The organism is Roseateles sp. (assembly GCF_036486225.1).
Taxonomy (GTDB): Bacteria; Pseudomonadota; Gammaproteobacteria; order Burkholderiales; family Burkholderiaceae_C; genus Roseateles.
On sequence record NZ_DASVNZ010000412.1, the window covers coordinates 1 to 10,010 of the forward strand.

At 70.7% G+C, this 10,010-nt stretch carries 6 protein-coding genes; 5 read left to right on the forward strand and 1 reads right to left on the reverse strand.

Features of this window, described 5'->3' with window-relative positions; translation table 11 throughout:
• The coding region (locus VF536_RS26755; protein ID WP_331617986.1) for an MFS transporter at positions 1-1,274 on the reverse strand (1,274 nt) is incomplete at its 3' end.
• Positions 1,275-1,436: 162 nt separating this feature from the next.
• Here VF536_RS26755 and VF536_RS26760 point away from each other — a divergent pair.
• The 5 genes from VF536_RS26760 to tssM all read left to right on the forward strand — a co-directional run bounded on the left by VF536_RS26760 (position 1,437) and on the right by tssM (position 10,002).
• Positions 1,437-2,999 carry a methyl-accepting chemotaxis protein gene (locus VF536_RS26760; RefSeq protein WP_331617987.1) on the forward strand — a complete coding sequence of 521 codons (1,563 nt, stop codon included), beginning with the start codon at positions 1,437-1,439 and terminating at the stop codon, positions 2,997-2,999.
• Between the two features lie 217 nt (positions 3,000-3,216).
• On the forward strand, positions 3,217-3,699 hold the full coding sequence (tssJ, locus tag VF536_RS26765; RefSeq protein WP_331617988.1) for a type VI secretion system lipoprotein TssJ: 483 nt from the start codon (positions 3,217-3,219) through the stop codon (positions 3,697-3,699).
• The gene (tssK, locus tag VF536_RS26770) at positions 3,696-5,030 is read left to right on the forward strand and encodes a type VI secretion system baseplate subunit TssK (protein WP_331617989.1); all 1,335 of its coding nucleotides are present in this window, start codon (positions 3,696-3,698) and stop codon (positions 5,028-5,030) included. The genes tssJ and tssK overlap by 4 nt, the downstream gene beginning before the upstream one ends.
• Positions 5,031-5,104: 74 nt before the next feature.
• Positions 5,105-6,427, forward strand: a complete 1,323-nt coding sequence (locus VF536_RS26775; protein WP_331617990.1) for a DotU family type VI secretion system protein — start codon at positions 5,105-5,107, stop codon at positions 6,425-6,427.
• Positions 6,424-10,002 carry a type VI secretion system membrane subunit TssM gene (gene tssM, locus VF536_RS26780; RefSeq protein ID WP_331617991.1) on the forward strand — a complete coding sequence of 1,193 codons (3,579 nt, stop codon included), beginning with the start codon at positions 6,424-6,426 and terminating at the stop codon, positions 10,000-10,002. The genes VF536_RS26775 and tssM overlap by 4 nt, the downstream gene beginning before the upstream one ends.
• The last annotated feature ends 8 nt before the right edge of the window (positions 10,003-10,010 follow it).

The window sequence follows — 10,010 nt, forward strand, 5'->3', positions numbered from 1 at the left end:
TGGCCCACGCCCGCGTACAGCCAGCCGCTGACGCTGCCCGTGGCCCACTTGGTCAGCGCCATGACGCCGGTGGCCATCGCGTAGTGGGTCATCTTGAAGGGCCCCGGCGCGATCTGCTGCATCATGTACAGCATGTGCCCGACGGAGCCCATGCCGAAGCCGAACTTCTCGACCGCGACCACGGCGCCAATCCACCAGAGGTCTGTCGGCAGTGCGTGGCTGAGGTAGTAGTAGGTCAGGTGCGGCAGGTTGAGCGCGAGCGCCAGCAGCAGGAACGAGCGCCGCAGTGTCATCTTCGCGGCGATGAAGCCGCCAAGGAAGGCGCCCGCGATGAACGCGATCGTGCCGGCGCTGCCGTAGATGTGGCCCAGCGCCGCGTTGTCCAGGCCGAGCCCGCCCGCCGTGCGCGGATCCAGCAGGAACAGCGGTCCGAACTTCTCGATGAAGCCCTCGCCGAAGCGGTAGAAGAACACCACCGCCAGCATCATCCAGATCGACGGCTTCTGGAACAGCGTGACCCAGGACGCCCGCAGCGACACCATCGCGCTGGACAAGTCCTGACCCTGCACCGCCGACGGCGCGCCGGGCGGCAGCACGCGCAGGTGCCACAGCCCGAAGCCGCCCATCATCGCGGCCGCGCCCAGCATCACTGCCATCCAGCACTGCACCCAGCTCCAGCCCAGCGAGCCGTGCAGCCAGCCGGTCAGCGACACCAGCAGGCCCGACGCCACCACCGCGCCCAGGTTCCAGCACATGCCCTGCACGCCGGCATATCTCGCCTGCTCACCCGGGCTCATCGTCGTCATGAACACGCCGTCGGCCACGATGTCCTGCGTCGCGGAGGCGAACCCGGTGATCCAGAAGAAGGCCAGCGACGCGCGGAAGAAGCCGTCCAGCGGCAGGCAGAACGCGACGGCGCCGATCGAGGCCATCATCAGGAACTGCATGGCGATCACCCACCAGCGCTTGGTCCGGTAGGGCTCCAGCAGCGGCGACCACAAGGGCTTGAGCACCCACGGCAGGTACATCTGCGAGGTGTAGAGCGCGATGTCCTCGTTGGACACGCCCAGGTTCTTGTACAGGATGGCCGCCACCAAGCCGACCAGCACGTTCGGCAAGCCCATCGCCAGGTAGACGGACGGCACCCAGGTCAGCGGATGGCGCGCGTGGCGACCGGACGCCTCGCCGCCGGACACCGTCTCGCCCGCCGTCGCCTCGCCGGTGCCCGGCGCTCGCGCGCCGGCACCGGCGACCTGGGATAGATCTGCACTCATCGACTTGTCTCCTCTTATGGGAGCGAAGCATAGATCACGTTGACAACGTTGTCATACCCGGGCAATTGCGGAGAGACCCTTCACGGACAGGTTTCTGAAGGCTGTCACGCGCAACCTGACGACACCTCTCGTAACACCCGGCCTCCCCCTCCGGTCAAGACCATGTCCCTTCTCAGAAACTTCCGCATCGGCAAGCGCCTGGCGCTGGCCTTCGCCGCCGTCCTCGTGCTGCTGTGTTTCATCGCTGCCTTCGGCATCCAGCAGATGGCGCGGATCAACGACAACGTCCAGGACCTCAATACCAACTGGCTGCCCAGCGTCGCCAAGCTGGCCGACATGCAGGACGCCGCCAACGAAACCCGCCGCCTGTCGCTGCGCGGCGCGCTGGAGATCGACGACGGCGCCCGCGCCAAGCTCGCGCAGCAGCACGACGCGTCGGTGCTGGCCTTCGACAAGGCGGCGAAGGAATACGAGCCGTCCATCACCGGCGACAAGGAACGCGAGCTGTACGCGAAGATCCGCGACAACTGGAAGGCCTACCTCGAGGCCGACGCCGAGATGCAACGCGCCATCGCCGGCGGCGAGGCGCAGCACGAGACCGCCCGCAAGCTGGCCGGCGGCAGCTCCTCCGCCCTCTTCAGCGCGCTGGCCAAGGCCGTCGACGTCGACGTCGCCTTCAACCGCGACGGGGGCGATCAAGCCGCCAAGGACGCCGCCGCCTCGTACACCAGCGGTCTGCGCGTGACGATCGCCGCCGTCGTCGTGGCGCTGGCCATCGGCATCGTCCTGGCGCTGCAGGTGACGCGCTCCATCACCACGCCGATCGCCCAGGCGGTGCGCGCGACCGAAGACGTCGCCGCCGGCGACCTCACCGTCCAGATCCACGCGGAGGGCCGCGACGAGCCCGCCGACCTCCTGCGCGCGATGGGCCGCATGGTGGAGCAGCTCGGCCGTCTGGTCGGCCAGGTGCGCGACAGCAGCGAGAGCATCGCCAACGGCTCCAAGGAAATCGCCCAGGGCAACGCCGACCTGAGTTCGCGCACCGAGACGCAGGCCAGCAGCCTGCAGCAGACGGCGGCCTCGATGGAAGAGCTGACCAGCTCGGTGGCCCAGAACGCCCAGTCCGCGGGCCAGGCCAGCCGCATGGCGGCGGACGCGTCCGGCGCCGCCGGCGAAGGCGGTCACGCGGTGAGCGCCCTGGTCGAGACCATGCAGGGCATCAGCGACGCGTCGCGCCGCATCGGCGACATCATCGGCACGATCGACGGCATCGCCTTCCAGACCAACATCCTTGCCCTGAACGCGGCGGTCGAGGCGGCCCGGGCCGGTGAACAGGGGCGCGGTTTCGCGGTGGTCGCCTCCGAGGTGCGGGCGTTGGCGCAGCGCTCGGCGGCCGCGGCCAAGGAGATCAAGGACCTGATCCAGGCCAGCACCCAGCGTGTGGACATCGGTGCCCGCCAGGCGCAGAGCGCGGGCGAGGTGATGCAGCGGGTGGTGGCGCAGGTCGGCCAGGTCGACACGCTGATCCGCGAGATCTCCGCAGCCACGCAGGAGCAGAACGGCGGCATCCAGCAGGTCGGCGACGCCGTCACCCACCTGGACCAGGTCACCCAGCAGAACGCGGCCCTGGTCGAAGAGAGTGCCGCCGCCGCAGAAAGCCTCAACGGCCAGGCCCAGCAGCTGGCGAGGCTGGTCAGCCAGTTCCGGGTTGGTGCCATGGCCTGATCCACGAGCCTCCCGCTCCCCTCTCCCACCGTCCTCGGTCGCAAAACCGTGGAAGTACGGTGGTGGTTGGGGACGGTCGATTACCTAAGTCACCACCCCGAGCGCCCCCCGCTGGCTATCCTTTCTTCCGGTCAAGAAGGATAAGCAGATGCTCACGCCGCGTTCGGGACACCAAACCACCCCCTCCCTCTCCCGCAGGGCTGCTGTTGCGGCCCCGTTGGCCTTGGGGGCGCTGCTCGCCCTGGGTGCCTTGGGGGGCTGCTCGTCCCTCGACAAGATCAATCCGTTCTCCAGCGCCGACAAGCCCACGGAGGTGACCAAGGGCAGCATCCAGGCGTCGGCGCAGGTGAACCCGAGCGTCACCAAGCGCCCTTCGCCGCTGCTGGTGCGGGTGTATGAGCTGAAATCGGACGTCGGCTTCAATGCGGCCGACTTCGTCAGCCTGTACCAGAAGGACCAGACCGAGCTGGGCACCGAGCTCGTCTCCCGCGAGGAGATGACGCTGCAGCCCGGCGAAGCGCGTCCGTGGACGAAGAAGACCCTGTCGCCGGAGACGCGCTTCATCGCGGTCTTCGCCGCCTACCGCGACCTGGAGCGTGCGCGCTGGCGGGCGATCGTGCCGGTGGTCGTCGGTAGGAAGCAGGAGATCCTGATCCAGGCCGACGAGCTGTCGGTCAGCGCGACGGTCAGGCTGCCGTGAGCTGGCACAGCAAGGTCATCTGGTCGCAGGGCATGTTCCTGCTGCCGCACCATTTCCAGCAGGAGACCCGCTACCTCGAGCACCTGGTGGACAGCCGCGCCCGCGCGCTGGCGCCGCACGGCTGGGGCTTCACGGAACTCGTGCTGGACGAGGCCTTGCTGAGCGTCGGCCGTCTGGGCATCGTGCGCGCGAGCGGCATCCTGCCCGACGGCACCCCGTTCCAGATCCCGCAGGCGGACGCCGCGATGGCGCCACTGGAAGTGCCGGCGGACCTGAAGGGCGACATGGTCGTCCTGGCCGCGCCGATCGCGCGTCCGGGCACGGACCAGGTCGCGTTCAACGGCCATGACGCCGGCGAACTGCATCGTTACCACGTCGTCGACCAGGACCTGCGCGACCAGACCAGCGCCGGCGACGAGCCCGAGCCGGTGCAGACCGGCGCGCTGACCTTGCGCCTGCTGCCTGCGCGCGAACTCAACGACGCCTATGCCGCGCTGGGCGTGGCCCGCGTCGCGGAGCGCCGCGCCGACCAGCAGCTGGTGCTGGACCGCAGCTACATCCCGCCGCAGACCCGCATCGACGCCAGCGGCCACCTCTCCGCGATGGCCTCGCTGCTGCACGGGCTGGTGCGCCAGCGCGCGCAGCTGCTGTCGTCGCGGATGGGGCAGCTCGGCAACGGCGTGTCCGAACTGGCCGACTTCCTGATGCTGCAGGCGCTGAACCGCGCCGATCCGCTGTTCCGCCAGCATGCCGCGTCCCCGCACGTGCACCCGGAAACGCTGCACCGCGACTGCCTGCAGCTGGCCGGCGACATGGCCACCTTCGTCAGCGACAGCCGGCTGGCGTCCGAATACCCGCTGTACCGCCACGACGACCTGCGCGGCAGCTTCGCCCCGCTGCTCGAGGACCTGCGCCGCATGCTCAGCGTCGTGCTGGAGCGCAACGCGCTGCAGATCGACCTGACCGAGCGCACCCACGGCGTGCGCACCGCCGTCGTGCCCGACGCCGACCTGCTGCGCAGCGCGAGCTTCGTCATCGCGGTCAACGCGCAGGTGGCGGCGGAACAGCTGCGCCAGCGTTTCCCCGCGCAATCCAAGCTGGGCCCGGTGGACCGCATCCGCGACCTCGTCAACCTGCAGCTGCCCGGCATCAGCATGCGCGCGCTGCCGGTGGCGCCGCGCCAGCTGCCGTTCCACGCGGGCTTCCACTATTTCGAGCTGGACCGCGGCGGCGACCTCTGGAAGCAGCTCGAGCGCAGCGGCAGTCTGGCGCTGCACGTGGCCGGCGATTTCCCCGGACTGGAACTGGAGCTCTGGGCCATCCGTCAGTGAGCGCCGCTCACCGCGACGCCGGGCCCCGCCCCACTCCGCCACCGATCCAAGACAAGTAACCTCCGGGAGCCGGCATGGACCCCTCCGCGCTCAACGATCCGTTCGCAGGCTTCGACGATCAGCGCACCTTCATCAAGCCCCGTCCGGGCGGCGCGCAGGCGCCGCGCGGTACCCCGCCCCCGCCCGACTCGGTGCAGCCCGACGCCGCCCCGCCGGCCGCCGGGCTGAACCCGCTGCTGACGCTGGCCAATCCGCTGCTGCTGCTGGTGCCGCAACTGCGCGCGACGCGCCGCGTCGACGACGTGGCGGTGCTGCGCAACAACCTGGCGCAGGGCATCCGCGACTTCGCGGCCCGCGCCGCCGCCGCCGGCATCCCGCCGGAACGCGTCATGGCCACGCGTTATGTGCTCTGCACGATGATCGACGAGGCCTGCGCCGACACCCCCTGGGGCGGCTCCGGCGTCTGGGCGCGGCACAGCCTGCTGTCCATGTTCCACAACGAGACCTGGGGCGGCGAGAAGGTGTTCCAGCTGATGGCCCGCCTGGCCGAGAAGCCCGAGGCCAACCGCGACCTGCTCGAGCTGATCTACGCCGCGCTGACGCTGGGTTTCGCCGGCCGGTACCGCGTGATCGACAACGGTCCGGCGCAACTGGAGGCGGTGCGCGACCGCCTGGCCCAGATCCTGAAGCAGCAGCGCGGCGACTACCCCGCCGCGCTGGCGCAGCACTGGCAGGTCGAGGCCGTCACCCAGCGCCGCCACATCGGCTGGCTGCCGCTGGCGGCGACCGCCGCGCTGACGGCCCTGCTGCTGGTCGGCGTGTACCTGTGGCTGACGCTGTCGCTGGCGGAGCGCTCCGATCCCGTGTTCGGCCAGATCCAGGGCCTGCGCCTGTCGCCCCCGGTGGTCGCGCCGCCGCCGCCGCCGGCCAAGCCCCGCCTGGCGCAGTTCCTCCAATCGGACATCAAGGCCAACCTGGTCACCGTGCGCGACGAGGTCGACCGCAGCGTGGTGATCATCCGCGGCGACGGTCTGTTCGCGCCGGCCAGCGCGACGATCGTGCCGGAGCGCGAAGCGCTCATGGGCCGCATTGCCGACGCGTTGACGCAGGTCCAGGGCACGGTGATCGTGACCGGCCACAGCGACAACACGCCGATCCGCTCGGCGCGTTTCCCGTCCAACTGGCACCTGTCCGAGGAGCGCGCGAACACCGTGCGCGAGCTGCTGATCGCGCGCCGCGTCGCGCCCGAACGCATCCGCGCCGAGGGCCGCGCCGAGGCCGAGCCGGTCGCCCCCAACGACACCCCGGCCAACCGCGCGCTGAACCGGCGCGTCGAAGTCAGTCTGATGGTCAATGGCCGCGCGCCTGAAGCGCCGGCGCGCGGAGCTTCCCGATGAAACGCGTCCTGGGATGGATCTTCAACCGCTGGGTGCTGCTGGCGGTGCTGGTGCTGGCGGTCTCGCTGCTGATCTGGATCGTCGGCCCGCTGGTGGCCGTCGGCGAGGCCCGCCCGCTAGACACCGAGCGCTCGCGCTGGATCACGATCGGCGTGCTGGTCCTGATCGTCGCCTTGTGCATCGCCTGGAGCCGCTGGCGCGCCAAGCGCGGCAACAGCGCGGTCGTCAGCCAGCTGCTGCAGCAGCCCGCCGCGGACGCGACCGAACGCGAGACCGCCGACATGCTGGCCGTGCGCGAGCGCTTCCGCCAGGCCTTGCAGATGCTGCAGCGCTCGCGCTTCGGCGCGGAGGGCTCGGCCGGGTTCGGCGCGAAGCTGCGCTCGCGCTTCGGCGGCCGCTACCTCTATGAACTGCCCTGGTACCTGATCATCGGCGCGCCGGGTTCGGGCAAGACCACCGCGCTGCGCCACAGCGGACTGAACTTCCCGCTGGCCGACCAGATGGGCGACCACGCCATCCGCGGCGTCGGCGGCACGCGGCATTGCGACTGGTGGTTCACCGACCGCGCCGTGCTGATCGACACCGCCGGCCGCTTCACCACGCAGGACAGCGATCCCACCAACGACAAGGCGACCTGGAGCGGCTTCCTGCAGATGCTGCGCCGCTCGCGCCCGCGCCAGCCGATCAACGGCGCGCTGGTGACCGTCTCGGTGACGGACCTGCTGTCGCGCAGCCCGTCGGAGCGCGCCCAGCACGCCGCCACCGTGCGCGCCCGCGTGCAGGAACTGCAGAAGGACCTCGACATCCGCTTCCCGGTCTACCTGCTGGTCACCAAGGCCGACCTGCTGTCGGGCTTCATGGACTACTTCGCCACGGCCGACAAGGACCAGCGCGCGGCGCCGTGGGGCTTCACCTTCCCGCGCAACAGCAGCTCGCCGCTGGCGGGCTACGGCGCGGAGTTCGACGCCCTCGAGCAGCGCCTGCAGAACGGCCTCATCGACCGGCTCCAGGCCGAGCGCGATCCGCAGCGCCGGGCCCGCATCTACGGCTTCCCGGCGCAGTTCGCGAGCCTGCGCGCGCTGCTGGCCGAATTCGCCGAGGGCGTCTTCGCGCCCTCCCCGTACGAAGCCCAGCCGCTGCTGCGCGGCGTCTACTTCGTCAGCGGCACGCAGGAAGGCACGCCGATCGACCGCGTGCTCGGCTCGGTGGCGCGCAGCTACCAGATCGAGAACGCGGTCCAGGCGCCCAACCAGGCCAGCGGCCGCAGCTACTTCCTGAACCGGCTGCTCAACGAGGTCGTCTTCGCCGAAGCCGGCCTGGGCGGCACGCACCGCGGCTGGGAGCGCCGACGCAACGCGCTGGCGCTCGCGGGCTACGCGGTCGTCGCGGTCGCCGGCATCGGCATGCTCACGGCCTGGACGGTCAGCTACTTCAACAACAAGAAGTACCTGGAAGAGACCTCGGCGCGCGCGGACCAGGTCCGCGAGCTGCTGCAGGCCACGCCCAACCGCGCTTCCGCCGACCTGCTGCCGATCCTGCCCGCGCTGCAGGCGACGCGAGCGCTGGCGGCGGTCGACGAGAGTGTGCCGTGGTCCATGCGCCTGGGCTTGTTCCAAGGCAGGAAGCTCGACAGCGCGGCCCGCGCCGCCTATCAGCGGATGCTGGGCGACGCGGTCCTGCCGCGGCTGGTGCTGCGCATCGAGGAGCAGCTGCGCCAGGGCGCGGCCACGCCGGTCACGCTGTACGAAGCGCTCAAGGCCTACGTGATGCTGCACGACCCGCAGCACTTCGACGCCCAGGCGCTGAAGCAGCACATCGAAGGCGACTGGGAAACCACGCGCCGCGAGCTCACGCCGGACCAGCGCGAGGCGCTGGGCGCCCATCTCGACGCGCTGCTGTCGCAGGGCGGCATCGCGTCGCCGCTGCCGGAGGACGCCTCGCTGCTGACGGCGGTGCGCACGCAGCTCGCGACGCAGCCGCTGCCGCAGCGGATCTACAACCGGCTGCGCGCGCAAGGCCTGGGCACCGAGTATCCCGACTTCACCGTCGCGCGCGCCGGCGGCCACAACGCGCCGCTGCTGTTCACGCGGACCAACGGCGCGCCGCTGACGCAGGGCGTGCCGGGCTTCTTCACCCGCGATGCCTACCTGCGCGGCTTCCAGCCGCGGGTCGGCCAGGTCGCGGACGAGCTCGCGGCGGAAGAGCCCTGGGTGCTGGGCGTCGCCGCCGCACCGAAGAATCCGCAGGACCTCGTGCGTGCCAACGCGCCGCTGGTCGACGACGTGCGCCGGCTCTACCTGAACGATTACGCGGCCTCCTGGGAGTCCTTCCTCAACAGCGTGAAGCTGTTGCCGATGGCCACGGTGCCGCAGTCGGTGGAGCGTTCGCGGATGCTGTCCGCGCCGGACAGCCCGCTGGGCCCGTTCCTGCGCGCGGCCTCGCGCGAGACCACGCTCGCGCAGCCCGGCAACGCGATCGAGAACGCCGAGCGCCGCGCCGCGGACCTGGTCCAGCAGACGCGCGAAAAGGTGGCGGGCATGTTCTCCGGCAAGCCCGGCCAGCAGAACCCGGCCGACCCGAACGCGCCGCGCATCGAGAACATCGTCGACGAGCGCTTCGTCGGTCTGCGCAGCATGGTCACGGCCCCGACCGGCGGCGGCAAGTCGCCGCTGGACGACACCGTCGGCCTGATCGCCGAGGCCAACATCATGCTGACGGCGGCCGATTCCGCGCTCAAGGGCGGCAGCGCGCCGCCGCCCTCGCCGGTGCCCACGCGCCTGAAGGCCGCCGCCGCGATGAGCCCCGAGCCGCTGCGCACGATGCTGGACGACCTCGGCAGCAGCAGCGCCCGCGTGTCGCAGGGCGCGATGCGTCAGAACCTCGGCATGGAGGTGCGCTCGCAGGTCGGCGAGTTCTGCAACCAGGCCGTCGCCGGGCGTTATCCGCTGGACCGCAACTCCTCGCGCGACGCCACGCAGGCGGACTTCGCGATGCTGTTCGGACCGGGCGGCAAGATCGACCAGCTCTTCCAGCAGAAGCTCGCGCCCTACGTCGACACGACGACACGGCCGTGGAAGTTCCGCGCCGTCGAAGGCACGCCGCTGGGCGGGGACAGCGGCACGCTGCCGCAGTTCCAGCGCGCGCAGGCGATCAAGGAGACCTTCTTCCCCGGCAGCGCCACGCCGTCGCTGCGGCTGGACTTCAAGCCCATCGAGATGGACACCACGATCCAGCAGTTCATCCTGGACGTGGACGGCCAGATCGTGCGCTACAGCCACGGCCCGCAGATCCCGACCTCGGTGCAGTGGCCGGGACCGCGCGGCAGCTCGCAGGTGCGGGTGCAGCTGAGCCCGGTCAGCCCGAGCGGCTCGTCCGGCCTGGTCAACGACGGCCCGTGGGCGCTGTTCCGGCTCTTCGACCGCGTCAAGGTCGAAAAGACCAGCGCGCCCGAACGCTTCAAGGCCACCTTCGAGATCGAAGGCCGCAAGGCGGTCTTCGAGGTCACCGCCAGCAGCGTCCGCAACCCGTTCCGGCTGCCGGAGCTCAACGAGTTCCGCTGCCCGGGCGGCCTGTGAGGCGCACA

Bases quoted from the DNA above. Each gene is read 5' to 3' on its own strand.
- VF536_RS26760 (WP_331617987.1), top strand. From the start codon at position 1,437: ATGTCCCTTCTCAGAAACTTCCGCATCGGCAAGCGCCTGGCGCTGGCC.
- VF536_RS26775 (WP_331617990.1), top strand. From the start codon at position 5,105: ATGGACCCCTCCGCGCTCAACGATCCGTTCGCAGGCTTCGACGATCAG.
- tssM (WP_331617991.1), top strand. From the start codon at position 6,424: ATGAAACGCGTCCTGGGATGGATCTTCAACCGCTGGGTGCTGCTGGCG.